The organism is Mycolicibacterium iranicum, assembly GCF_014190915.1.
GTDB classification, from domain to species: Bacteria; Actinomycetota; Actinomycetes; order Mycobacteriales; family Mycobacteriaceae; genus Mycobacterium; species Mycobacterium iranicum_B.
Map to the genome: position 1 here is coordinate 1 of NZ_JACHVU010000009.1, position 23,178 is coordinate 23,178.

The following is a 23,178-nucleotide window of genomic DNA, read 5'->3' on the forward strand; positions in this document are numbered from 1 at the left end:
GCTCTGGCTGCACACCTACAATCTCCATCGCGGCCACACAGCACTCGGCGGTCAACCACCAGCCAGCCGTGTACCTAACATGTCAGGTCAGTACAACTAGCCCCACAGCGACATCAGGGTCACGTAGCCCGCGGTGCCGACCAGGATGCTCAGCAGCGCCTGACCGCGCCACAGATGCAGGCCCGCGGTGACGGCCACCGCGAGCGCCAGCCACAGGATCTGCGCCGGCGTCTCGGTGGTCATCGTGTGCAGGGTGTAGATCGCCAGGATGACCATGACCCCCACCGGCATGTGGACGCTCAGGTAGCGGACGATCCGGCTGGTGCGCAACGGCGCCAGCGCGGCGAACGGCAGCGCCCGCAACGCCCAGGTGACCGCGGCGCTGACGGCGACGAGCAGGGCGATGTAGGCGTTGTCACTCACGTTCGGCCCTGCGCTGCAGCATCATTCGCACAGCCAGGACGCCGGTGAAGGCCGCGAACGCGCAGACCAGCATCTGCCCCGGCACCAGCAGCCATGCGACGACCGCGCACGCGGCCGCTGCCGCGGCGGTCAGGCGGTCCGGGCGCTGGCGGAACGCGTCGATCCCGAGCACGATGAACAGCGCGGTCAGAGCGAAGTCCAACCCGACGAGACGGTCGATCGGCAGCGCTTCCCCGACGAGTCCACCCAGCAGCGCACCGGCCACCCACAGCAGGTGAAACAGCAACTGCATCAGCAGAATCGGCCGGGTGGTCCACCTCGCGGCCTCCGGGCTCACGCCCACCGCGTACGCCTCGTCGGAGAGCGTGTAGGTGCTGTAGGTCTTGGCGAGCAGACCGCGCACGCGATGCAGCGGGAAGGACAGCGCGTAGAACACGTGCCGCGAGTTCACCACGAACGTCGTCAGCGCGACGGCGGCGACCGGGGCAGCCGTGGCCGCCAGGTGCACCATCAGGAACTCCAGCGACCCGGCGTAGATGACCGCGGCGAACACCGGCGCCCACCACCACGCCAGCCCGGCATGCACGACCAGGAACCCCAGCGCCATTCCGAGCGGGATGAACGCGAGTCCTATCGGCGCCGACAGGGCGACGACCTGCCGCACGGAATGGCCGGGCTCAGGGCCGGGCGGTGGAGAAGACACCCCCAGAACGTAGCGGCTCCGGTGGTTGCCTCAGAGGGCGATCGCGGACGACGGTGCGGCGCCGTAGATCTCGACGGCATCGAAGGCGCGGGCGATCGCGACGCGCTGCGCAGAGGTGAGACCCTGCTCCAGCGCCGAGCTGAGCACCGCGGCACGACCGTCGACGAACTTCGCGGTCGAGCTCAGCCGCCCCAGCGAGCCGTAGAACACCTTGGCCCACGTCGCGGCCGAGACCTCCGCGGTGGCGGAGTCGGTCATCATCAGATAGGCCGCATGGCTGAAGATCGTGCTGTTGACGTGCTCACCGCCGTCGTCACCCTTGCCCGTGTAGCGCTCGGTGTACCGGTCGCGGTGCGGACCGTAGGACGTGCTGACCGCGCCCGGATCGGCGAGGTTGCGGACGATGCCGTAGTCGGAGTCCTCGGCCATCAGCCAGCGGCCCGATCCCGTGTCGGCTTCGACCAGCACACCGAAGATGTCGGCATAGGCCTCGTTGAGCGCACCGGGCTCGCCGGTGTCCAGCGCCGAGCCGCCGTTGCCGACGATGCTGGTGATCACCGCGTGGGTGTATTCGTGGGCGACGATGTCCACCGCGGCCTGCAGGTAACCCTTGTCGCCGAACGCGAACTGGCTGATCGTCGGATCCCAGAACGCGTTCGAATAGCCCTGCGGTGAGGTACCGGGCCGGTACCGGATACTGACGACGATCGGGGCGCCGGCGTCGTCATAGGAGACCCGGCCGAGAACGTTCTTGAAGTAGTCGTAGACGACCGCGGTGTTGGCGTGTGCCGAGACCGCGCCCGTGTCCCACCCGAACAGGCTCCGTGTGACCACCTTGCCCGGCAGCACCGGCTCCCCCGACCCGAAGAATCCGTAGGACGTCTTGTAGGTGGTGATGTTGCGGGTGCTGTCGAACATCTCGGTGGTGCGGAACCACAGTGACTTGCGCGTGTCGACGGTGATGGACCGCGAGTCACCGGACCAGTCCTTGGCGGTGGTCATCGTCGCGACGTCGTGCGCGTTGGAGACGGTGACGATGATGGCGCCGGCATCCTCCCCGTCGGCGTCGATCACATACGTCGCGCCCGACGGCGCCGGGTCGCCCGTGTCGAGGACATGGATGATCGCGCGCCACGCGAGCTGCGGATCCCTACCCTCGGCGAGGGTGTACACCACCAGCTCTTTCGTGAAACTGCTTGTCGCGAAGAACTTCTCGATCGATGCAGGATCGTCGGCGGACCTGAGGTAGGCCCTGCTCGCGATCAGCCGGACCTCGGCGTCGTCGTCGACCGAGGAGTCCGGGGTGACGTCGAACGAGTCGCCCAGGCCGCGGTAGTAGTTGAAGACGCTGGTGACGTCGCCGACTGCGTTCGTCACCAGGATGATCTCGCTGCCCATGACCGTCACGTCGCCCACCGTCTCGGTGTAGCGGTAGAAATGTTCGGCGTCGGCGCCGATTCCCGCCGTCGATGCGGTGACGGCCGCGCCGTCGGCGAACCCCGCCGGGGCACCGAGTGCGGGGGCCAGCATGTTCAGCACGGCTGCGGCGTCCGCGGCGTTGACGACCACTCGGTCGGTGAACGGTCCGGCGATGACGGCGGCCGCCCCGGACGGCGCGAGGGTCACCGGCACTTTCCGCGTCGTCAGGTCGTGGAGGTCGAGAAGCTGCGGCGCACCCCCGGCACCGGCCGCCGTCGCCGGGATCCTCACCGTCACCTCGGTGGGCCGCGTGACGCCGAGCAGGCCGAGCAGGCCGTGGACGTGGAACGGGTTGCCCGAGGTGTCGTCGATGCGGACCCGGAACTCGTCGGCCCGGCCGGCCGCCGCGGCCCCCGGCGTGTAGGTGAAGCCGCCCCGGTCGTCGAACACCACGCGCCCGAACGCGGGGCCGGTCGACAGGTGGTAGGTCAGCGACCTGTCGTCGTAGTCGACCGCGTTCAGATTCCCCGAGATCGCGCCGCCGGGCCCCGGGCCGTCCACCGTGACGTCGGCGACGGGACGCTGGTTGTTCCACGTGTATTGGGTCTGCCGGACTGCCAGCCACAGTGACTCGACGAGGGCGCCGACCGGGGCGGCGGGCTCGGGCACGTCCGGGGCGGTCGGGCGGCGCAACCCCACCCAGGTCATGACGTCCGAGACCATCGTCCGTGCGGTGACCGGACGCGCGCGGACGACGTCCCGCACGGTGGCGGCGGGCTCGACGGCGTCGGTTACCTCGTCGGCTTGGGCTGCTGCGTCCTCGGCCGCGTCGTCCTCGGCTGCTGCGGCGTCGGCCTCTTCGTTCTCGTCGGCTGCTGCGGCCTCGGCCTCTTCGTTCTCGTCGGCGTCGGGCTCGGGGGCGTCCTCACTCGTCGCCGGGCCTGCGTCGACGGTGCCCGGCGAGTCGTCGGACTGCGAGGCCGCCGTGTCGTCGGCGGGGCCGGCGGCAGCGACGCCCTGACCGACGACCATGCCGAGCCCGATGCCGACCAGGACGATCCCCGAATACATCCCGCGTCGTGCGCCGGACGCCGCGCGCGCATCACCGACCCACTCCACAATTGCCTCCCCCTGTGCCTCCCCCTGCAGCCAACGCTGGGCAGAACCTACCACCGCTCAGCAAACTCCCCCGAGTTTCCGGCCGGCCCCGGGCCGCGGACGCCGCTATACCTTTGACATATGAAATTCCTCGACGTCGACGGCGTGGGCCGCGTCAGCCGTATCGGACTCGGCACCTGGCAGTTCGGCTCCCGCGAATGGGGCTACGGAGACGACTACGCCGCAGGGCCGGCCAGGGAGATCGTGACCCGCGCCTTGGCATTGGGGGTCACGCTGTTCGACACCGCTGAGATCTACGGTTTCGGCAAGAGCGAACGCATTCTGGGCGAGGCACTCGGGGAGGACCGCGCCGACGTCGCGGTCGCCAGCAAGGTGTTCCCGGTGGCTCCGTTCCCGGCGGTGGTCAAGCAGCGCGCCCGTGCCAGCGCGAGCCGGCTCCGGCTCGACCGCATTCCGCTCTACCAGATCCACCAGGCCAACCCGGTGGTGCCGGATTCGGTGATCATGCCCGGCATGCGGGCTCTGCTCGACGAGGGCCTGATCGGCGCCGCGGGCGTCTCGAACTATTCGCTGGACCGCTGGCGCAAAGCCGACACCGCGCTCGGACGGCCGGTGATCAGCAACCAGGTGCACTTCTCGCTCGCCCACCCGGGGGCGCTCGACGACCTCGTTCCGTTCGCCGAGCGCGAGAACCGCGTGGTGATCGCCTACAGCCCGCTCGCGCAGGGCCTGCTGGGCGGGAAGTACGGGGTCGACAACCGGCCCGGCGGCATCCGGTCGGTCAACCCGCTGTTCAACGTCGAGAATCTGCGCCGGGTGGAACCGCTGCTGCAGACGCTCAGGACGGTGGCCGCCGACGTGCGGGCAGAGCCGGCCCAGGTGGCGCTGGCGTGGCTGATCGCGCTGCCCGGCGTCGTCGCGATCCCGGGCGCCTCCACCGTCGAACAGCTCGAGTTCAACGTGGCCGCGGCCGACATCGAGCTCGACACCTCTGCGCGCGACGCCTTGACCGCCGCGGCGCGCGCCTTCCGCCCGGTGTCGACGCGGCGCGTGCTCACCGACCTCGTCAGAGAACGACTCGGCCGCGCCTGAGCGACTACGGCGTTTCCGCGGTCAACACCCGCACGCCCGAGATGTCGTACTCGCTCACCGCGGCCGACACCAGCGCGAGCTGCTGATCCTCGCCGGGTCCGGCGCCGCGGAACTCGTCGACGGCGGCCTGCGATTCCCACCGTTCGAAGACGTTGATCCGGCCCTCGTCGATCAGGTCGGCGCCGATGGCGAAATCCAGGCAGCCCGGCGCGCGGCGCGCCTGCTCGACGACGGGCCGGCAACCCGCCAGATACGCCGCACGCGAATGCGGTTCGACGCTCACATGCCCCGAGACGATCACCATCGGCCGTTCCTTCCTCTGTGTCGGCAGTCCTGCCTGTAGACCGCGCCGAGCGTCCGGATTCATCGGTTACCGTCACCACCGTGACCGCGCTGCCGTGGCGTCATTCGTGTCGGGCCCTGCTCGTCGACGGCGACCGTATCCTGCTCGCGCAGCATCGCATCGAGGACGGCTACACCGTGTGGGCCAGCCCCGGCGGTGGGGTCGAGGACGGCGAGACGCTGCTCGGCGCACTGAGGCGGGAAGTGCACGAGGAGACCGGCTTGGCCCTGACGGCCGACCACGCACCTCCCCTGGTGTGGATCCAGACCGCCGAGATGGCCTGGATGCGGCCCCAGGGGTTCACCGGCATCGTCAACCACTACTTCCTCGTTCCGGTGGCACGCTTCGAGCCGTGCAGCGGTGTGAGCCCGGGGACGGCCGGCCACCCGGACGCCGAGGGGATCCTCCGACTGCGGTGGTGGGCGCTGCCGGAGATCGACGCCGCCCGTGGCGACGGCGTGCTGTTCTCCCCGCGGGCCCTGCCGAACCTGCTGCGCAGTCTGTTGGCCGAGGGGCCGCCTGCCGTCCCACTGGCACTGGGTCTGTAGTGCCCTAGGCTGGTTCGGTGACCCTCGTTCTCGGCCCGGTTCTGCGCCACGTCAGCGAAACAACCGCCATCGTGTGGGTGCAGACCGAGGCGTCGGCCGAGGTGGAGATCCTCGGCTGCTCGGCGAAGACGTTCGAGGTTCAGGAACGTCACTATGCGCTCGTCGTCATCGACGGACTGACCCCGGACTCGGTGACCGAATACCAGGTGCGCGTCGACGGCACCACGGTGTGGCCCGAGCCGGATTCGTCGTTCCCGCCGAGCGTGATCAGAACCCGGGGACCCGAGAGTGCCGACCAGCTGAAGGTGATCTTCGGGTCGTGCCGGTACCCGAAGACCGGTGACGCCAAGATCGACGACAAGCTCGGCCTCGACGCACTCGACTGCTTCGCCACCAGGCTGGAGTCGACCCCGGTGCAGGACTGGCCCGATGCGCTGCTGCTGCTGGGCGATCAGGTGTACGCCGACGAGCTGACCCCCGAGGCACGCCAGAACCTGTCCGGCCACCGGTCGAAGTCCAAGCGCCGCCCGCCCGACGAGGTCGTCACCTTCACCGAGTACGAGCGGCTCTACCGGCACACGTGGGGCGACCCCGAGATCCGGTGGATCATGTCCACGGTGCCCACCGCGATGATTTTCGACGACCACGACATCCGCGACGACTGGAACACCTCGGCGCCGTGGCGTGCCGAGGTGAACAAGATGCCGTGGTGGCGCGACCGCATCCACGCCGGGCTCGGATCGTATTGGGTGTACCAGCATCTCGGGAATCTGAGCCCCGACGAGCTCGCCGCCGACGAGGACTACCAGAAAGTGCTCGTCACCGAGGGAGACTGCTGGCCGCACCTGGTCGAGCTGGCCGACCGCGCCGACTACGAGGTCGACGGGGACAAGGGTCTGCGCTTCAGTTTCCGCTGGGACCTCGGCCGCAGCCGGCTCGTGATGGTCGACTCCCGGAACGCCAGAATTCTCGACAACGGCGATCGAAAGATGCTGGGCGACAAAGAGTTCAAGTGGGTCGAGGAACAGATCGGCGATTCGCTGGACTCGGTGGACCACATACTCATCGGTTCGTCGCTTCCCTGGCTGCTCCCGCCGGCACTCGGTGACCTGCAGATCATCAACGAGATCGCCGCCGACCGATCCGGGCTGCGCGGAACGATCGCCGAGAAGATCCGCCAGGCAGCAGATCTCGAACACTGGCCGGCATTCATGGCCTCGTTCATGCGGCTGTCGAAACTCATCGAGTCGGTCGCCCGGGAGGGCTCACCGGCCACCATCTCGGTGCTCTCCGGCGATGTGCACCACAGCTACGCCGCCCGGGCGATGTTCGACGGCACCGGTGACACCCGTGTGCACCAGCTGGTGTGCTCCCCCGTCCACAACTACGTGCCCGCACCGGTCAAACCGGCGTTCAAGTTCGCGTGGTCGCCGCGGGTGGCGCGGCTGACCCGGCGCTGGGCCCGGCATGCGGGTTCGCCCGCCCTGCCGATGACCTGGCAGAACCGCAGCGGGCCCCAATTCGGCAACACCATCGCCAGTTTCGAGGCACGGGGCCGCGAGGCGGAGGTGTTCTTCGAACAGCCCGAGGACAACGGCGAACTGTCGACGGTGGCCCGGGTCGACCTCAACGACTGACGGCCCGGCTCAGTGGACGCCCTCCATGTGGCGGCTGATCCACGGCGCCATCGCGAAGACCACCACGCCCGCGACGATCGCCACTGCACCGAGGATGCCGAAGTACGCGACCTCGCGGGACGGCTCGTAGTACCCCGCCAGGACACCCGACATGGACGTTCCGAGCCCGACGGAGAAGAAGTACAGGGCCATCATCTGCGCGCGGAACGCCTCGGGCGCCAGTTTCGTGGTGACCGACAATCCGATCGGCGAGAGCAGCAGCTCCGAGACCGCGAACACCCCGAGGATCACCAGCACGGCCAGGGCCGGCACGCCGCTGACGCCGGCCAGCGGGACGAAACACAGGAACGCCACCCCCATGCCGATGACGCCGTAGGCGAACTTGCGGGGAGTCGAGGGTGCGCGGTTGCCCAGGCGGGTCCACAGCAGGGCGAACAGCGGTGACAGCGCAATGATCCAGATCGGTTCGATGGATCCGATCCAGCTCGACGGAGCCGTCCAGCCGAAGATCGACCAGTTCATCCGCTCGTCGGAGTACACGGCAAGCACCGTGAAGATTTGCTGGAACAGCGACCAGAACACGGCGTTGGCGACGAACAGCGGGATGAACGCCCGCACGCGCACCCGCTCGGGCGCGGTGACCTTGGCACTGCGCAGCATCACGGCGAAGTAGGCGATCGCGGCGAGCACGATCACGCCCGTGGTGACCTGCGACAAATTGGCCAGGGTGACCAGTTTGAGCCCAACGGCGGCCGCGACCAGTGCGATCAGGACGACCAGCGCGGCGGCCACCTTGCCCAAAGCGTTGCGCGGCAACGGGTTCGGCACATCGCGGCCGTGTTCACCCAGGTTGCGGCGGAACACCAGATACTGGATCAGCCCCAGCGCCATGCCGATCGCGGCCGCACCGAACCCGTAGTGGAATCCGACGCGGGTTTGCAGCAGGCCGGTGATCAGCGGGCCCACGAACGCGCCGAGGTTGATCCCGAGGTAGAACAACGTGAACCCGCCGTCGGCCCGGGCGTCGCCCTTGGCGTAGAGCGTGCCCAGCAGCGAGGAGGCGTTCGCCTTCAACGCGCCCGAACCCAGCGCGACGAACACCAGGCCGACCCCGACGCCGGCGAGCCCGGGAAGGACGGCCAGCGCGATGTGGCCGATCATCACGACCACGCCGCCGTAGAACACGGTGCGTTCCATGCCGAGCAGCCGGTCGGCGATCCAGCCGCCCAGGACCGTCGACAGGTACACGAGCCCGCCGTAGGCGCCCACGATTCCTGTCGCGGTGCTCTGCGGCAGTTCGAGGCCGCCGTCGGTCACCGAGTAGTAGAGGTAATACCCCAGGATCGTGAGCATCCCGTAGAACGAGAACCGCTCCCAGAGCTCCACGCCGAACAGGTTCGTCAGGCCGATCGGGTGACCGAAGAACGTACGCGCAGCATCCCGCTGGTGAAGGGTCATGGGGCTACCCTGCCCTGTGCGCACCCCTCACAGCGAGTTCCTAGGCTCAGCTGGAGTCCGGGCTCTCCTAGACTCGGGACCATGCCTGTGCCCGACAAGATCCGCCCCGGTCAGGAATCGGTATGGGACTACCCGCGTCCCCCTCGGCTCGAGGAGTTCCGCGGGTCGATCACCGTCGAGCTGGGCGGTCAGACCGTCGCCTCCACCGACAAGGCCTGGCGCGTGCTCGAAACCAGTCACCCGCCCACCTACTATTTGCCGCCCGGGTGCTTCGCCGACGGCGCGCTGCGGCCCGCGGCGGGCTCGTCGTGGTGCGAATGGAAGGGCCGGGCCAGCTATTTCGACCTGGTCACCCCCGCCGCGGTCGCAACGCGGGCGGCCTGGGCCTATCCCGCGCCGACCCCGCCGTTCGTCGACATCACCGGCGCCGTCGCGGTGATGGCGTCGCTGGTCGACCGCTGCACCGTCAACGGCGAGGAGGTGATCCCGCAGCCGGGCGGCTTCTACGGCGGGTGGATCACCAGCTGGATCGCCGGACCGTTCAAGGGTGTGCCCGGCTCGATGGGGTGGTAGCGGCCTATTCGCCGACGACCTGCATCCGGCCGTTGGGGTAGGGCAGGTCGATGCCGTTCTCGTCGTAGGCGCGCAGGATCGCGCGCCGCAGCCGCCGTTGCACCGCCCACTGCGCGTTCGGGCGCACCTTCACCGTCATCCGGAGCTTGATCAGATCCGGGGAGAGTTCCTGGACACCGAGCATCTCCGGCTCACCCAGCACCTTCCCGGCCAGAGCCGGGTCGGAGACCGCATCCTCGGCGGCCTCGACGGCGACCTGTTCGGCACGGTCGACGTCCGCGGTCAACGAGACCGGCACCTCGATCCGGGCGACGGCGTATTCCTGGCTCATGTTGCCCACGCGGGCGATCTCGCCGTTGCGCACGTACCAGAGGGTGCCGTCGATGTCGCGGACGGTGGTGATCCGCAGACCCACGCTCTCCACTTCGCCGACGGCGTCACCGAGGTCGACGGTGTCCCCCACGCCGTACTGGTCTTCGAGCAGCATGAAGACCCCCGTCACGAAGTCGCGCACCAGGTTCTGCGCCCCGAAGCCGATGGCCAGGCCGACGACGCCGGCCGAGGCGATGAACGGCGCGATGTTGACGCCGAGAACGTTGAGCACGGTCAGGACGACCCAGACCAGCAGCACGATCGACGCCGTCGACTTCAGCACCGAGCCGATGGTCTGCGCCCGCTGCTGGCGGCGTGCGACCACCTGTTCGCTGGTCGCCGACGACGGCACCCGGTCGCGGAGCCTGCGCACCAGCGGCGGCGTCTTGGTCACGCGCCCGTCCTCGGACGACACGGCGCCTTTGCGGGACTTCGTTTTGGCGGTGGTCGCCCGGTCGATCATCCGGTGCAGGAGGTAGCGGATGACGAGGGCGACGGCGATGTAGGCGACGATCCTGATCGGGACCTCGATGAGCCAATGCCGGCTGGTGTCCGTCCATTCGAAAGCCAAGAGGGAGACATCCATGTGTTCCCACCATACGGCCGCCGGCGGCCGTCCCTGACCGCGGCCGTGTGCACCCGGGGCCCCGACGGGAGGCGTGCGACGATCGTCGGGTGACGGTCGTCTTGGCGCTGCGGTGCGCAAACGGGGTTGTTCTGGCATCGGATTCGCAGATCACGGATCCGGGCCGCGGCCTGACCTACCCGGCACAGAAACTGCACACACTGGGGCGGCATGCGGCCTGGGGTGGCAGCGGGTCACGCGCGGTGCTCTACGACGTCGAGCAGGTCTTCACCGCTCAACCCGACGCGGTGCTGGAGGCCGCGAACGTCGGGCATGCGATCCAGGAACGGGTGCTGCCGATCCTCAAACACCACTACGCCAACTTCATCGGCGACGTGCCCGGTCAGGAGACCGGCGGGACCCCGGCCACCTACGTCCTGGCAGCCGGGTACGTCGGCGACGCGCCCTTCATCATCGACATCGATCCGAACGGGTTGATCGGCCATCACGAAGAGACCGGCTTCCAAGCCGTCGGCAGCGGCGCGGCGATGGCGCAGCAGGCCCACGCCCTGCTCGCCCATTTCGGCATGTCCGAACGTGACGTCGATTACGGCGTCGTGGCGGCGCTGCGCGTGCTCGACGCGCTCGACGCGTCGTCTCCCAGCGTCGGCGGCCCGATGGATTTCTGCCGGATCACCCCCGAGGGCGCTCATCACCTGAGCGCCGAGGAGGTGGACGAGGCCCGGCAGCACGTGACCCGCTGGGTCGAGCTGGAGCGGCGCGCCCTCGACGACCTGTTCAGCTGACGTGCACGGCCAGCACGGCGATGTCGTCGCGCTGGTCGAGCTTGGGAGCCAACGTGGTGATCTCGTGCATCAACGCATCGAAGCCGCCCCCGGCCCGCTCGGCGACGAAGTCCGACAGCGCGCTCTCGTCGAACGCCACTCCCCCGAGCCGGGCCTCGATCAGGCCGTCGGTGTAGAACAACAGGGTCTGACCGGGAGCCAGCGTGACGGTGCACTGATCGAAGACCGCGGTCGGTAGCGCGCCCACCAGCATCCCGTCGCGGGGCCGGACCGCCTCCACCCGGCCGGTCCCGTGGATGAGGAGCGCCGGCGGGTGGCCGCCGGTGGCCATGGTCACGACGAAGCCGTCGCCGGCCTCGGCGGGCTCGACGGTGCCGAACAACACGGTGCAGAACCGCCTCGGCGCGACTTCGCGCAGCAGCACGGAGTTCAGCTCGGCGAGGCCGTTGGTCGGGTCGGAGTAGTGCAGCGCGGCCGAGCGCAGCGTGTAGCGGATGAGCGAGGTGACCACGGCCGCATCGACGCCGTGACCGAGGACGTCGCCGATGAAGAATGCCCACCGCCGGCCCCCGAGGCTGAACACGTCGTAGAAGTCGCCCCCGATCTGGTGGGACGAGATGGGGCGGAAGTACGCCGCCACCTCGAGGCCGTCGATCCGCGGCAGCGACGGCGGCAGCAGGGTGCGTTGCAGGGCAGCGGCGTACTCCTCGATCGAGTCGCGGTCGCGCTCGGCGACCCCGCGGTCGACCTGGGCCTGGTCCCGTTCGCGACGCGCCTCGTCCCGGTCGCGCTCGGCCTCGCCCCGTTCCGTCTCGGCGCTGGCGCGGTCGCGGCGGGCGACGTCGCGGGCGGTCTCCGCATCGCCGCGCAGGCGGCGTTCCAGCGACACCGCGTCAAGCGAGGACAGCCGCAATTCGAGCTGTTCCATCAGGACGGCGGCGAGGTCTTCGAGGATCAGCAGGTGTTCGCCGACGACCTGCCGGGGTTCGGTGTCCATGACGGCGAGCGACCCCAGGCGGTGCCCGTCGAAGGTCACGATGGGCGCGGCCGCGTAGAACCGCACGGCGTGCTCCGCGAGCACGGCGCTGCCGGCTATCTCCGCTTCGGTGAGCACCTCGACGCCGCCGACGGCGACGGATGCCAGGACCGGGTCGTCGCGCGACACCGCACGCGCCGCCTCGCCGAGTCCGTGCGTGGCGATCAGTCGCACCTGGTCGTGGTCGACGATCGCCACCACGGCCATGGGGGCGCCGACGGAACGCGCCGCCACGTCGGCCATTCGGAGCAGCACCGAGCCCGGCGCCGAATCCTCGACGCGGTAGCGCTGCACCGCGGCGAGCCGGGCCTCTTCGGGGTTGGTGTGTCGGTTGTTCGGAATGTCGCGCTGTCCTCGGTCAGATCGCTCCTGACGAGCGACTCCGGCCCGAAATTCTGTCAGTGGGCTGCCACCGGGGCAACGCGCTCAGCGAAGCAACCGGTGACGTCAGAACTTCGTCAGACTTCCCCTCTACGGGTTCGCTTCTGCCAGCGCAGCTTTGAGGTCTGCCTGGGTGTCGGCCAGGAACGTCTGGAACTCCCCGCCGACCATGAACGTCGTGGTGAACTGATTGCGCTCGGCGATCTGCCGCCAGGTCGGCGTCTGGACCATCCTGCCGAGGGCGTTCTGCCAGTACGCCACCGCGACATCGGGCATGCCGGGCGGGCCGTAGAGCCCACGCCAGTTCGACAGGGTGACGTCGAGACCCTGCTCCCTGGCGGTCGGGATCTCGAGGCCGGGCAGCCGGTTCTCCGAGAGGACGCCGAGGGCCCGGAGCTCGCCCTGGGCGATCAGGTCCTGGAATTCGCTGACACCGCCGATCGCCACGCTGATCTGGCTGTTCAGCAGCGCGTCCGTCTGGTCGCCGCCGCCTTCGAACGGCACGTAGTTCAGCGCTGCGGGATCGCCGCCGGCGGCGGACACCAGCAGGTCGAACGGGGCCTGGTCGTCGGTGGCGGCCGCGATCTCGACGCTGCGCGGGTCGGCCTTGATCGCCGTCATCACATCGGCGAGGGTCTGATAGCGCGAGCCCGAATCGGTGACCACGACGTAGTACTCAGTGATCAGTCGCGCGATCATCGTGACGTCGCCGTACCCGTAGGGCGACAGTCCGCGCAGCTGGTTCATCATCATCGACAGCGAGGTGACCGACACCTGGTCGTCGCGGCCCCGGTACTGCTCGACCATGGTCGCCAGGAAGTCCGCGCCGATGTTGCCCGGCCTGTTCTCCACCGGCAGCGGCACTGCGACGATGTTCTCCTTCTGCAACGCGTCGACGACGGCGCGGAGGGTGATGTCGAAACCGCTGCCCGGGTTGGCGCCCGCAGTCATGGTGACCGGCCCGGTCGGATAGTTCGCCGCCTGCGCGCTCGGCTCGGAATGCTGGCAGCCGGTCAGCAGCAGGGACGCCGCCACCAGGGCGCCGAGGACGAATTTGATCATGACGAGGGCGCGCTCCTGAGTCCTTCGATTCTGCGGTCGTACGAATCTGCCGCAAGAAAGCTGTACACGCATTGCCGGCCGCTGTCCGCGGGTTACGGCAAATCGCACCGTCACGCACCGGCGCCGGCCAGACCGCGGCCCCGGGGATACTGAGCGGGTGAACATCGCCCTCGGGGTCGTCGTCGTGCTCAAGTCCGCGGGACTGATCGCCCTGGGCGTGTTGTTGATCGTGACGCGGCGCAGGCTCGCCGGGGCGCGAAAACAGTTGCAGCGCCGTCACCGTGAGGACGGCGGGCAGCTGCGTGAGAGCCGGCGCAAACCCGCCGGGGTGGCCGCGGTGGCGCCGCTGGCCGTGAAAACGGTGACGCAGACGCTCAAGAATGCCGACTCCCTCATCCGCCACGGGATCGTCGCCCCGATGCGCAGCTCTGTCGACGAACTCGCCGCGTGGGCCAGGGTGGAGAAGCCGGACCTCGCCCGCATCACCAGTGACGGCAGGGTCGTCCTGGTCTTCTCCGACATCGAGGGCTCCACCGCACGCAACGAGTCGCTCGGCGACGACGCGTGGGTCAAGGTTCTCGAACGGCACAACGCGCTGATCAAGAAGAAGGTCGCCGAGCACCACGGGTACGTCGTGAAGAATCAGGGCGACGGATTCATGATCGCGTTCGCCGATCCCGACGACGCCGTGCGGTGCAGCATCGCGGTCCAGCAGGCGTTGACGGCCGACCCCGACCGCTACTCAGGGGTCCGAGTTCGGATCGGGGCCCACGCGGGCTCGTCGGTACGGCGCGGCGATGACCTGTTCGGCCGCAACGTCGCGATGGCGGCGCGCATCGCCGACCAGGCCGGCGGTGGAGAGATCCTGGTCAGCGGCGAGCTGCGGGAGTCGCTGACCGATCCCGGGATCAGGCTTGCGAGCCCGGTCGAGCTGGAGCTGAAGGGTCTTCGCGGCGCACAGACGGTATACGGGGTCGAGGTGCGTCACGAGTGAGAAGTCTGGGCTGTGGATCGCTGCTCGATCGCAGCCCGGAATGCTATTCCGCGGCAGGTGCGGAGGTGTGGGGCGGGCGGGGCTCGAACCCGCGACCAAGGGATTATGAGTCCCCGGCTCTAACCAACTGAGCTACCGCCCCAGCGCGCGATACGCGGCCATCATGGTCGCACACGCCCGGTCAGGCGAAGATCGTCTGCCCCTGCTCGTCGACCTCGTAGCGCTCGGTGCCCTCGGCCACCCGCGGCGCGTCGGCGGCCATGGCGACCGCGATCTTGTTGGCGGCGTTGCGCATCACGTCGAGCGTCAACTCGAACATCTGCTTCTCCGAGAAGTGCCGACGCATGCCGTCGGCGATCCCGGCATCGATCCGCGAAGGCGACCAGACGAGGGCGTCGACGTACCTCAGCGCCGCTTTGTGCGCGTCCGTGAGACTGCTGGAAGCCTCGTAATCGGCGATCTGCCGATACATGTCCTCCGACCCGCCCGCGTCGAGAGCGTGGGTTTCGCGCAGCGACTTGCACAGCCGGCAGTTGTGCGCCTCGGCCCCGCGTAGCCGCACCACCTCGGTCGTCACCGGATCCAGATCGCGCAACCGCGCCACCGCGGGCACGAAGCCGCCCAGCAGTGTGCCCACCGGGTCGGTCTCCCGGTCCATCTCGACCTCGGCGTTCCAGCCCGGCTTGCCCAGGCCCAACGCGTCACAACCTGCCCACACGCGCGGCACGAAGTCCGCGATGAAGATCGCAACCACGACACGGAAGGCGTTGTCCCCGTACGCATCCACGAAGTGCGAGCGCTGATTGTCGCCGATTCCCGTCACGTCGACCGTGAACTGCTCGGCGAACGCGACCAGGACAGCCTCCTGCTCGGAACGCCCGTCGGGGACATCGACCGGCGGCGGCAGCGGCGGCAGCGACAGCGCCCGCCCGCACGTCAGCCGGATCAGCGTGTCGGCCCTGTCGTCGCCCGAGGACAGCGCAACCAGCCGTGCCAGCCGCTCGGGTAGCCCATTGGTCATGCGCCGATTATTGCGCCTGACTGACCGAGGACATGTGGAAGTCGGGGATCCGCAGCGACGGCATCTTCGCCCGAGTGGCCCAATCGCCCCACTCCCGCGGCAAGGTCACCTCGCTGATACCGGCCTCGGACGCCCGGCGCAGCAGATCCAGCGGGCTCTCGTTGAAGCGGAAGTTGTTCACCGCGGCCGTCACCCGGCCGTCCTCGATCAGGTACACGCCGTCGCGGGTCAGCCCGGTCAGCAGCAGCACCGACGGATCGACCTCGCGGATGTACCACAGCGTCGAGAGCAACAGCCCGCGCTCGGTGTCGGCGATCATGTCCTCCAGGCTTGCCGTGCCGCCGGTCATGAGCAGGTTGTCAGCGCCCACCGCGACCGGGGCGCCGAACTCGGCGGCCGCCGCCCTCGGATAGGCGAGAGCGTTCACCGTCCCGTCGCGGATCCAGTCGACCCGTTCGATCGGTAACCCGTTGTCGAACACCGACGACCGTTCCGACGAGCTGGCGGCGGTCACGAACGGCGTGCATTCCAGGCCGGGCGCAGCCGGGTCGGAGTACAGCGTCAGCGGCAGGGCCGTGAGCTTCTCCCCCACCCGGGTGCCACCGCCGGGCGCCGACAGCGCGCTGCGCCCTTCCTGGGCGCCGCGACCGCCCATCGTCCACGCCAGGTAGATCATCATGTCGGCCACCGTGGAGGGCGGCATGATCGTCTCGTACCGGCCGGCAGGTAGGTCCACGGTGCGGTCGGCCCAGGACAGCCGGGTGGCGAGGTCCTCGAGCATCGAATCCATGGGCACGTCAACGAAATCGGGGGTGCTGACCCCGCGCCATGCGCTGGCGCCGTCGCGTTTGGCGTTGATCTCGACCGAACCCGTCGGCTGCGTGTAGCGCCGGCGCAGGCCCGACGACGTGGCCACGAACGTGGTCTCCAGGACATGGCGCGCGTAGCCGAACAACGTGTCGCGACCCTGGAAACCCCGCGCCAGCGACCGGGCGACCCCGCTGAAAACGTCGGCCCCGGTCGCCGGAACCGGGGCGTCCCAGTCCGCCGGGGCGCCGTCGCCGGACAGGATCGGCGCATCGTCACGCGCGGCGGGTGCGGCCGCGGCGGCATCCTGCGATGCGGCCACCAGGTCGGTGAGGACGGTGGGTTCCACCGAGCTGGACCGCACCGAGCCGACGTGTGCGGTATCACCCTGTCGCGCAATCGATATCACGGTCGTCGTGCGACTGGTCGATTCCCCGTTGGTGGTCATCGTGTTGTTGGCCCACCGCAGCGCGGTGTCCCTGCGATCGGTGACGATGACGACCGTCTCGTCGGCCCCGCCCAGCCGCCGCGCTTCGGCCAGCGCGGTGTCGATCACCTTCTGCGCGCTGATCATGGTCTACCGTCCGCCTTCTTCTCGCGTGTTCAGCACGGTGATCTTCCGGAACAGCGCCGACGGGCAGCCGTGGCTGACCGCGGCGATCTGTCCCGGCTGGGCCTTGCCACAGTTGAACGCACCGCCGAGCCGCCAGGTCGATTGTCCGCCAACGGCTTCGAGCGCCCCCCAGAAGTCGGTGGTGGTCGCCTGATAGGCCACGTCGCGCACCTGGCCGTCGAGTCTGCCGTCCTTGATCCGGTAGAAACGCTGGCCGGTGAACTGGAAGTTGTACCGCTGCATGTCGATCGACCAGCTCTTGTCGCCGACGATGTACAGCCCGTCGGACACCCGGGCGATCAGCTCGTCGGTGCTGATGTCCTCGGGACCCGGCTGCAGCGACACGTTGGCCATCCGCTGAATGGGCACGTGGTGGGCGGAGTCGGCGTAGGAGCAGCCGTTGGACCGGGCCACCCCGAGCCGCGGCGCGAACACGCGATCGAGCTGGTATCCCACGAACAGGCCGTCGCGCACCAGATCCCAGCTCTGAGCCCGCACCCCTTCGTCGTCGAAGCCGACGCTGGCCAGACCGTGCTGGACGGTCCGGTCGGCGGTCACGTTCATCACCGGCGAGCCGTAGGTCATCCGGCCCAGCTTGTCCGGGGTCGCGAACGACGTTCCGGCATATGCGGCTTCGTAACCGATGGCACGGTCGTATTCGGTGGCGTGACCGATGGACTCGTGGATGGTGAGCCACAGGTTGGTGGGGTCGATGACCAGATCGGTGGGGCCCGCGACGACGCTGGGGGCCTTCGCCTTCTCGGCGAGCAGGGTGGGCAGCTCGGCGAGTTCGCCCGACCAGTCCCACACCTCGTCGCCGGCGACCGCCTCCCATCCCCGGCCCATCGGCGGGGCCAGCGTGCTCATGCTCTCGAAGGTTCCCGCCGCCGGGTCCACGCTGACCGCGTCCAGCCTCGGCAGCACCCGCACCCGCTGCTGGGTGATGGAGGACCCGAACGTGTCGGCATAGAACGTCTGCTCCTTGGCCATGTTCAGCCAGGCCGACACATGGTCGACACCGTCGGCAGCCAGCAGCCGGCCCGAATAGTCGTCCAGGACCGCGATCTTGTCCTGCGTCGCGATGCCGAACGGGTCGATGCCGTAGTCCGACACCCACGACACGTCGCGGTAGACCGGTTCGGGAGCCAGCTCGATGCGCTCGGCGTTGAGCGGGGCCAGGGTGGTCGCCACCCGCACGGCGCGGCGCGCGGTGTCGGCGGCCGCCGCGGTGTCGAGTTCGGCATGGGACGCGAAGCCCCAGGTGCCGTCGACGATGACCCGGACCGCCAGGCCGATCTCGTAGTCGGTGACCGCGGTCTCCAGCGCACCGTCGCGCATCTGCACGGTCTCGGTGGTGATGGCGTGGAGGCGGAGGTCGGCATAGCTCGCGCCGGCCTGCGTGGCCGCGGCCAGCGCCGCATCGGCGAGTGCATGGCGCGGGAGGGCGAGGAAATCGTCCTCGACGGTTCGGGTCGTCACGCCTTCACACCGTAGATCAGCGTTGAATTGCGCTCGTGCCCAGGATCGTCAGCTCCAGGGCCAGTGCGATGCCGCAGACCAGGATGACGACCGCGAAGGTCACCCAGTCGCGCCGCTTCGGGCCGGACGGCACCGCCGAGATCTGACCCGTTCCGCCGCGCGCGGTGATGGCGTCGCCCATCTCGTCGGCACGCCGAAGAGCGACGGTGATCGCCGCGGCCAGCAGGTCGATCATCTCCGACGCCCACTGGCGCCCCCGCGCCCGGCGGTTGCGGTCCACGTCGCGGGGCCGCAGCCTGCGTGCGGCGTAGAGCACGGTGAACTCGTCGATCAGCATCGGAAATGCCCTGAGCGCCAACGCGACCGCGACGGCCCAGTCGTCGACGGGAATCCGCAGCCGCCGCAGCGGACGGCCGAGTTTGGCGACGGCGGGGGCGACCTCGGCCACGTTGGTCGTCCACGACACCATGGCGCCGAGACCCAGCAGCACGATCGACAGCGCCGTGATGCGCAGGAAGTTGAGGAGTCCACCGAGGCCGACATGCACCGAACCGACGGCGAATTCGGGGCTGCCGCCGGCGAAGGTCGCGGTGACCCCGCCCAGCAGGAGCAGGAACCACAGCCACACCGGGATGCTGGGCAGCACGCCCCGCGGGATGTGCGCGATCTTCGCGGCCACGACCACCAGGATCGCCACCGCGGCGATCGGCACCCAGCCGGGGTAGAACGTCAGCAGCACCCCGATTCCGGCGACGATGATCAGCTTCGAGCCCGCCCACAGCTCGTGCATCACCGTCCGCCCGGGAACCGGGCGCAGGAGCACGACCTGCCGGCGAGGCTTGCGCGGGGCAGCCGATGTCACGACACACCCCCGGCCGCGGTGGGGGCGCTGGCGAGGACCCCGTTCTCCAGATGCAGCGTGCGCGGGCACAGCTCTTCCAGACCGGCGAAGTCGTGCGAGATGACGACCACGGTGAGCCGGGTGTTGCGGCGCAGGTCCTCCAACAGCCGCAGCAGTCCGCGCTGGGAGGCGGCGTCGAGCCCGGCCAGCGGCTCGTCGAGGATCAGCGCGCGCGGCTTGCGGGCCAGCAGGCCTGCCAGGACGACCCGTCTCATCTGGCCGCCACTGAGCTGGTCGATACGCCGCGTCGCCAGCCCGGGGTCGAGGCCGACGCTGCCGAGCGCGGCGACCACGCGGTCCCGGTCACGCACGGAAAAGCCGGCGGCCGAAGCGATCTCGTGGGCCACGTGGCTGCGCATCAGCTGCAGGCGGGCCGCCTGGAACGAGATCGCGACCGCACCGACCTGATCCGACACGGGCTTCCCGTCGAGCAGGCACTCGCCGACCGTGGGGACCGTCAACCCGGCCATGATCCATGCCAGCGTGGACTTGCCCGAGCCGTTGAGGCCGTGGATCAGGACCCCGTCGCCCTCGTGGACGGTGAAATCGAGGCCGCTGAGAGCTGTTTTCGCCCAGGGAGTTCCGCTGCCGTACTCGTGCGCCACCCCGCGCAGCTCCAGCACCGGCGCGCCGTCGGGGCTGTCGGCCGCAGCGGCCGGGGTCGGCACCTCGGCCTGTTCGACCATCTCCGTGTTGTCGGCGGCCGCCCCGTTGCCCGCCAGGGTGACGGCACGATCGGCGGCGTCGGCTTCGTTGTTGTAGTGCGTGATGTGCACCAGTGCGGTGCGGTGACGCTTGGTCAGTCCGGACAGCACCGTCATGAGCCCGTCGCGACCCTCCTGGTCGACCATGCTGGTGACCTCGTCGGCGATCAGCAGCGAGGGTTCCCGCGCGAGGGTGCCGGCGACCGCGAGCCGTTGCAGTTCACCACCGGACAGTCCGCCGGTGTCGCGTTCGGCGAGGCCCTCGAGACCCACCTCGGCGAGAAGCTGCTCGACGTCGATCGCGGTGCCCGGCGGAAGGCCCCACACGACGTCGTCGGCGACCCGGGTGCCGAGCACCTGGCTCTCGGGGTGCTGCATCACGACGGCGGTGCCACCGAGCTTGCCGAGCCCGACCGCACCCGGGCGTTCGACCGTCCCGCCGGTGGGTTCGCGGCCCGAGAGCACCAGCATCAGCGTCGTCTTGCCGGACCCATTGGCGCCCGTGACCGCGACGTGTTCCCCCGGCTCGACGGTCATCGACACCGGGCCCAGCGCGTCCTGGGTGGTGTTCGGGTACCGGAAGCGCACGTCGTGCAGCTGCAGCGGGATCGGGGCGACGTGGCCGGCGTCGGTGGAGGCCTCCAGCTTGTGCACGTCGGGGACGCCGACGAGGCGCTTCATCACCCGGGACAGGGCCCACCAGCCGACGAGGCTGACGAACGTGATGCTGAAGACGCCGGAGGCGAAGAACAGGAACGGCCAGTACTGCAGGGCGAGGCCGAAGTAGTGGGTGAGCCGGTCGGCCAGCGGTTCCATGCCGGGGACGCGTTCGATGATGGCGGCCAGGCCGGTGATGTTCGCGGTCATCGACTCGAAGATGAGGTGCCGCAGCCTGCTCAGAACGGCCAGGGCGGCGACGATCACGAGGCCGAAGAGCGCGCCGGCGACGAGGGCGCACGCGATGACCGTCGGCGTTCCGCGTCCGCGGCGCTTGACGATCCCGGTCAGGCCGCCGATGTAGGCGCAGTTGAGGACGGTCATGAAACCGCCCATGCCCGCGATCAGAAACGCGATCAGGCCGCCGGCGACGAGCGCGGCGAGCAGGACTCGCAGCCGGTAGCGGTAGGCGAGCAGGCCCATCGGCACGGTGCCCAGCAGTGACAGACCCGCGGCGAACGGCACGACCACCGCGATGATGGCGATGGCGGCGCACAAAGCGGCCATGACGGCGGCGTGGGCAAGCTCGACCGGTCTAAGGGGTCCAGTCCGTCGAGGGGCGCTCTCCGGGCCGGCCGAGGTCATTTCACGATTCTGCCAGCCGCCTGGGAACCGGCGGCCCGGCCGGGCTGTGACCGGCGCCACGGCGTGCCACATTTGGAATACATAGTAAAGCTATGTAACCATGGGCGGATGTCGTCGACGCTCGGTTCTGACCTGCTCTCCGTGGTGGCCCGGATCAATCGGCTCGCCAACCAACGGCTGCGGATGCCGGTCCCGTTCGCGCAGGCCCGTCTATTGTCCACCATCGAGGACAAGGGTGAGGCCAGGATCTCGGATCTGGCCGCGTTGGACCATTGCTCGCAGCCCACGATGACGACGCAGGTACGCCGTCTCGAGGACGCCGGAATGGTCACCCGGACCGCCGACCCGCACGACGCGCGCGCGGTGCTGATCCGCATCACCCCCGACGGCGTCGCGGCCCTGCGCCAGGCGCGGGCCGATCGCGGCGCGGCCGTCGACCCGTATCTCGAGCGGCTTTCCGAGGCCGACCGGGAGTGCCTCACCCACGCGGTGGTGATCATGCGGCGCATCGTCGAGGACGCCACCACTCCGAGTCCCGTGGGCCGCTGACCCGCCCCGGCGTTTGAGATCTTCCATAGTCCTTCTATATAGTTCTCCTATGCTTCGTTCCCAACCCAAGGCCGTCTGGGCCGTCGCGTTCGCCTCCGTCGTCGCTTTCATGGGAATCGGTCTGGTCGATCCGATCCTCAAACCGATCGCCGACAATCTGAACGCCTCGCCGTCGCAGGTCTCACTGCTGTTCACCAGCTACATGGCGGTCATGGGTGTCGCGATGCTAATAACCGGCGTCGTGGCCAGCCGCATCGGACCCAAGCGCACCCTGCTCGTCGGTCTCGTCATCATCATCGCCGGCGCGGGCCTGGCCGGCCTCAGCGACAGCGTGATGGGCATCGTGGGCTGGCGCGCCCTCTGGGGCCTGGGCAACGCCCTGTTCATCGCCACCGCGCTGGCCACGATCGTCAGCTCGGCCCGCGGCTCGGTGGCCCAGGCGATCATCCTCTACGAGGCGGCGCTCGGTCTCGGCATCGCCGTCGGTCCGCTGGTGGGCGGCGTCCTCGGCTCGATCTCGTGGCGCGGGCCGTTCTTCGGTGTCTCGGCGCTGATGGCCGTCGCGCTGATCGTCACCGCCGTCCTGCTGCCGTCCACCCCACGCGCCGAGCGCGCCACCACCCTGGCCGACCCGTTCCGCGCCTTGCGGCACCGCGGGCTGTTCGGGGTCGGCGTCACCGCACTGCTGTACAACTTCGGGTTCTTCACCCTGCTGGCGTTCACCCCCTTCCCCCTCGACATGGGCGCCCGCGAGATCGGGTTCATCTTCTTCGGATGGGGTGTGGCACTGGCGTTCACGTCGGTGGTCGTCGCACCTCGGCTGCAGCACCGCTTCGGCACCGTGCCCACCCTGCTGGTGAACCTGCTCGCGATGACCGCCACCCTCGTCGTGATGGCGCTCGGCACCGCCGACAAGGCGGTGCTGGCCACCTGCGTGGTGGTGGCCGGGCTGTGGATCGGCATCAACAACACGCTGATCACCGAGACCGTCATGAAGGCCGCGCCGGTCGATCGCGGCGTCGCGTCGGCCGCGTACAGCTTCATGAGGTTCGGCGGGGCCGCGGTGGCGCCGTGGCTGGCCGGCGTCCTCGGCGAGCAGGTGAGCATGCACCTGCCGTTCTGGGTGGGCGCGGGCGCTGTGCTGCTGGCCGCGGTCGCCCTGGCCGCGACGCGGAAACACCTGCGCCACATCGACGACGACGAGGCCGGCCTCGACGGACTCACCGACGAGGCGCGGGCGGTCACCGTCGGCAGCGACAGCTGAGCCGCCG

At 69.4% G+C, this 23,178-nt stretch carries 21 protein-coding genes and 1 tRNA gene; 8 read left to right on the plus strand and 14 right to left on the minus strand.

Going from position 1 to position 23,178, the window contains the following annotated elements; all coding sequences use genetic code 11:
* Positions 1–96: 96 nt before the first annotated feature.
* From FHR72_RS18555 to FHR72_RS18565, 3 genes are read right to left on the minus strand one after another with little or no spacing between them, the layout of a single operon-like run.
* Positions 97–423, minus strand: a complete 327-nt coding sequence (locus tag FHR72_RS18555) for a branched-chain amino acid transport AzlD family protein (protein ID WP_183470823.1) — start codon at positions 421–423, stop codon at positions 97–99.
* Positions 416–1,126 carry an AzlC family ABC transporter permease gene (locus FHR72_RS18560; protein WP_183470825.1) on the minus strand — a complete coding sequence of 237 codons (711 nt, stop codon included), beginning with the start codon at positions 1,124–1,126 and terminating at the stop codon, positions 416–418. Before FHR72_RS18560 ends, FHR72_RS18555 begins: the two co-directional genes overlap by 8 nt.
* A 30-nt stretch (positions 1,127–1,156) precedes the next feature.
* Positions 1,157–3,664, minus strand: a complete 2,508-nt coding sequence (locus FHR72_RS18565; protein ID WP_311736193.1) for a M4 family metallopeptidase — start codon at positions 3,662–3,664, stop codon at positions 1,157–1,159.
* 120 nt (positions 3,665–3,784) lie between these two features.
* On the opposite strand from FHR72_RS18565, the gene FHR72_RS18570 reads away from it, so the two are divergent.
* Positions 3,785–4,756 carry an aldo/keto reductase gene (locus FHR72_RS18570; RefSeq protein ID WP_183470827.1) on the plus strand — a complete coding sequence of 324 codons (972 nt, stop codon included), beginning with the start codon at positions 3,785–3,787 and terminating at the stop codon, positions 4,754–4,756.
* A 4-nt stretch (positions 4,757–4,760) separates the two neighbouring features.
* Here FHR72_RS18570 and FHR72_RS18575 read toward each other — a convergent pair whose 3' ends face one another.
* Complete coding sequence (locus FHR72_RS18575; protein WP_183470829.1) at positions 4,761–5,060, minus strand: putative quinol monooxygenase; 300 nt, start codon at positions 5,058–5,060, stop codon at positions 4,761–4,763.
* An 80-nt stretch (positions 5,061–5,140) separates the two neighbouring features.
* Between FHR72_RS18575 and FHR72_RS18580 the strand changes: the two genes are divergently transcribed.
* Together FHR72_RS18580 and FHR72_RS18585 are read left to right on the plus strand one after the other, a co-directional pair.
* A complete protein-coding gene (locus tag FHR72_RS18580; RefSeq protein WP_183470831.1) occupies positions 5,141–5,647 on the plus strand; it encodes an NUDIX domain-containing protein in 507 nt (168 codons plus the stop codon).
* 17 nt (positions 5,648–5,664) lie between these two features.
* Positions 5,665–7,284 carry an alkaline phosphatase D family protein gene (locus FHR72_RS18585; RefSeq protein WP_183470833.1) on the plus strand — a complete coding sequence of 540 codons (1,620 nt, stop codon included), beginning with the start codon at positions 5,665–5,667 and terminating at the stop codon, positions 7,282–7,284.
* Positions 7,285–7,293: 9 nt separating this feature from the next.
* On the opposite strand, the gene FHR72_RS18590 is transcribed toward FHR72_RS18585, so the two are convergent.
* Positions 7,294–8,742, minus strand: coding sequence for a peptide MFS transporter (locus FHR72_RS18590; protein ID WP_183470835.1), 1,449 nt, complete (start codon positions 8,740–8,742; stop codon positions 7,294–7,296).
* Between the two features lie 81 nt (positions 8,743–8,823).
* Here FHR72_RS18590 and FHR72_RS18595 point away from each other — a divergent pair, with 81 nt between their 5' ends.
* On the plus strand, positions 8,824–9,315 hold the full coding sequence (locus tag FHR72_RS18595; protein ID WP_183470837.1) for a DUF427 domain-containing protein: 492 nt from the start codon (positions 8,824–8,826) through the stop codon (positions 9,313–9,315).
* Positions 9,316–9,319: 4 nt separating this feature from the next.
* Here FHR72_RS18595 and FHR72_RS18600 read toward each other — a convergent pair whose 3' ends face one another.
* Positions 9,320–10,273 carry a mechanosensitive ion channel family protein gene (locus FHR72_RS18600; RefSeq protein WP_183470839.1) on the minus strand — a complete coding sequence of 318 codons (954 nt, stop codon included), beginning with the start codon at positions 10,271–10,273 and terminating at the stop codon, positions 9,320–9,322.
* 89 nt (positions 10,274–10,362) lie between these two features.
* On the opposite strand from FHR72_RS18600, the gene FHR72_RS18605 reads away from it, so the two are divergent.
* A complete protein-coding gene (locus FHR72_RS18605) occupies positions 10,363–11,058 on the plus strand; it encodes an Ntn hydrolase family protein (RefSeq protein WP_183470841.1) in 696 nt (231 codons plus the stop codon).
* On the opposite strand, the gene FHR72_RS18610 is transcribed toward FHR72_RS18605, so the two are convergent.
* Positions 11,051–12,388: a PP2C family protein-serine/threonine phosphatase gene (locus FHR72_RS18610; RefSeq protein WP_311736194.1), complete on the minus strand. Its 1,338-nt coding sequence runs from the start codon at positions 12,386–12,388 to the stop codon at positions 11,051–11,053. The two genes, FHR72_RS18605 and FHR72_RS18610, sit on opposite strands and share 8 nt — an antisense overlap.
* A gap of 177 nt (positions 12,389–12,565) precedes the next feature.
* A complete protein-coding gene (locus tag FHR72_RS18615) occupies positions 12,566–13,537 on the minus strand; it encodes a tripartite tricarboxylate transporter substrate binding protein (protein WP_183470843.1) in 972 nt (323 codons plus the stop codon).
* A 157-nt stretch (positions 13,538–13,694) separates the two neighbouring features.
* On the opposite strand from FHR72_RS18615, the gene FHR72_RS18620 reads away from it, so the two are divergent.
* Positions 13,695–14,531: an adenylate/guanylate cyclase domain-containing protein gene (locus FHR72_RS18620; RefSeq protein WP_183470845.1), complete on the plus strand. Its 837-nt coding sequence runs from the start codon at positions 13,695–13,697 to the stop codon at positions 14,529–14,531.
* Between the two features lie 68 nt (positions 14,532–14,599).
* On the opposite strand, the gene FHR72_RS18625 is transcribed toward FHR72_RS18620, so the two are convergent.
* The 6 genes from FHR72_RS18625 to FHR72_RS18650 form a co-directional block, all read right to left on the minus strand.
* Positions 14,600–14,673 (minus strand) — tRNA-Ile (locus FHR72_RS18625).
* Between the two features lie 39 nt (positions 14,674–14,712).
* A complete protein-coding gene (locus tag FHR72_RS18630; RefSeq protein WP_183470847.1) occupies positions 14,713–15,552 on the minus strand; it encodes a carboxymuconolactone decarboxylase family protein in 840 nt (279 codons plus the stop codon).
* 7 nt (positions 15,553–15,559) lie between these two features.
* The gene (locus tag FHR72_RS18635; protein WP_183470849.1) at positions 15,560–16,933 is read right to left on the minus strand and encodes a metallopeptidase TldD-related protein; all 1,374 of its coding nucleotides are present in this window, start codon (positions 16,931–16,933) and stop codon (positions 15,560–15,562) included.
* A gap of 3 nt (positions 16,934–16,936) precedes the next feature.
* A complete protein-coding gene (locus FHR72_RS18640; protein WP_183470851.1) occupies positions 16,937–18,451 on the minus strand; it encodes a TldD/PmbA family protein in 1,515 nt (504 codons plus the stop codon).
* 16 nt (positions 18,452–18,467) lie between these two features.
* Positions 18,468–19,241, minus strand: coding sequence for a CbiQ family ECF transporter T component (locus FHR72_RS18645; protein ID WP_183471128.1), 774 nt, complete (start codon positions 19,239–19,241; stop codon positions 18,468–18,470).
* Positions 19,242–19,309: 68 nt separating this feature from the next.
* Positions 19,310–21,358 carry an ABC transporter ATP-binding protein gene (locus FHR72_RS18650; protein WP_183470853.1) on the minus strand — a complete coding sequence of 683 codons (2,049 nt, stop codon included), beginning with the start codon at positions 21,356–21,358 and terminating at the stop codon, positions 19,310–19,312.
* A 108-nt stretch (positions 21,359–21,466) separates the two neighbouring features.
* Between FHR72_RS18650 and FHR72_RS18655 the strand changes: the two genes are divergently transcribed.
* Positions 21,467–21,907, plus strand: coding sequence for a MarR family winged helix-turn-helix transcriptional regulator (locus tag FHR72_RS18655; RefSeq protein ID WP_183470855.1), 441 nt, complete (start codon positions 21,467–21,469; stop codon positions 21,905–21,907).
* A gap of 49 nt (positions 21,908–21,956) precedes the next feature.
* Positions 21,957–23,171, plus strand: a complete 1,215-nt coding sequence (locus FHR72_RS18660; protein ID WP_183470857.1) for an MFS transporter — start codon at positions 21,957–21,959, stop codon at positions 23,169–23,171.
* Positions 23,172–23,178: the final 7 nt, after the last annotated feature.

Excerpts from the sequence above, each read along its gene's own strand:
- FHR72_RS18600 (WP_183470839.1), bottom strand. The coding sequence starts at position 10,273 with ATGGATGTCTCCCTCTTGGCTTTCGAATGGACGGACACCAGCCGGCAT.
- FHR72_RS18590 (WP_183470835.1), bottom strand. The coding sequence starts at position 8,742 with ATGACCCTTCACCAGCGGGATGCTGCGCGTACGTTCTTCGGTCACCCG.
- FHR72_RS18615 (WP_183470843.1), bottom strand. The coding sequence starts at position 13,537 with ATGATCAAATTCGTCCTCGGCGCCCTGGTGGCGGCGTCCCTGCTGCTG.
- FHR72_RS18635 (WP_183470849.1), bottom strand. The coding sequence starts at position 16,933 with ATGATCAGCGCGCAGAAGGTGATCGACACCGCGCTGGCCGAAGCGCGG.
- FHR72_RS18645 (WP_183471128.1), bottom strand. The coding sequence starts at position 19,241 with ATGCACGAGCTGTGGGCGGGCTCGAAGCTGATCATCGTCGCCGGAATC.
- FHR72_RS18570 (WP_183470827.1), top strand. The coding sequence starts at position 3,785 with ATGAAATTCCTCGACGTCGACGGCGTGGGCCGCGTCAGCCGTATCGGA.
- FHR72_RS18595 (WP_183470837.1), top strand. The coding sequence starts at position 8,824 with ATGCCTGTGCCCGACAAGATCCGCCCCGGTCAGGAATCGGTATGGGAC.
- FHR72_RS18655 (WP_183470855.1), top strand. The coding sequence starts at position 21,467 with ATGTCGTCGACGCTCGGTTCTGACCTGCTCTCCGTGGTGGCCCGGATC.
- FHR72_RS18630 (WP_183470847.1), bottom strand. The coding sequence starts at position 15,552 with ATGACCAATGGGCTACCCGAGCGGCTGGCACGGCTGGTTGCGCTGTCC.
- FHR72_RS18575 (WP_183470829.1), bottom strand. The coding sequence starts at position 5,060 with ATGGTGATCGTCTCGGGGCATGTGAGCGTCGAACCGCATTCGCGTGCG.
- FHR72_RS18660 (WP_183470857.1), top strand. The coding sequence starts at position 21,957 with ATGCTTCGTTCCCAACCCAAGGCCGTCTGGGCCGTCGCGTTCGCCTCC.
- FHR72_RS18650 (WP_183470853.1), bottom strand. The coding sequence starts at position 21,358 with ATGACCTCGGCCGGCCCGGAGAGCGCCCCTCGACGGACTGGACCCCTT.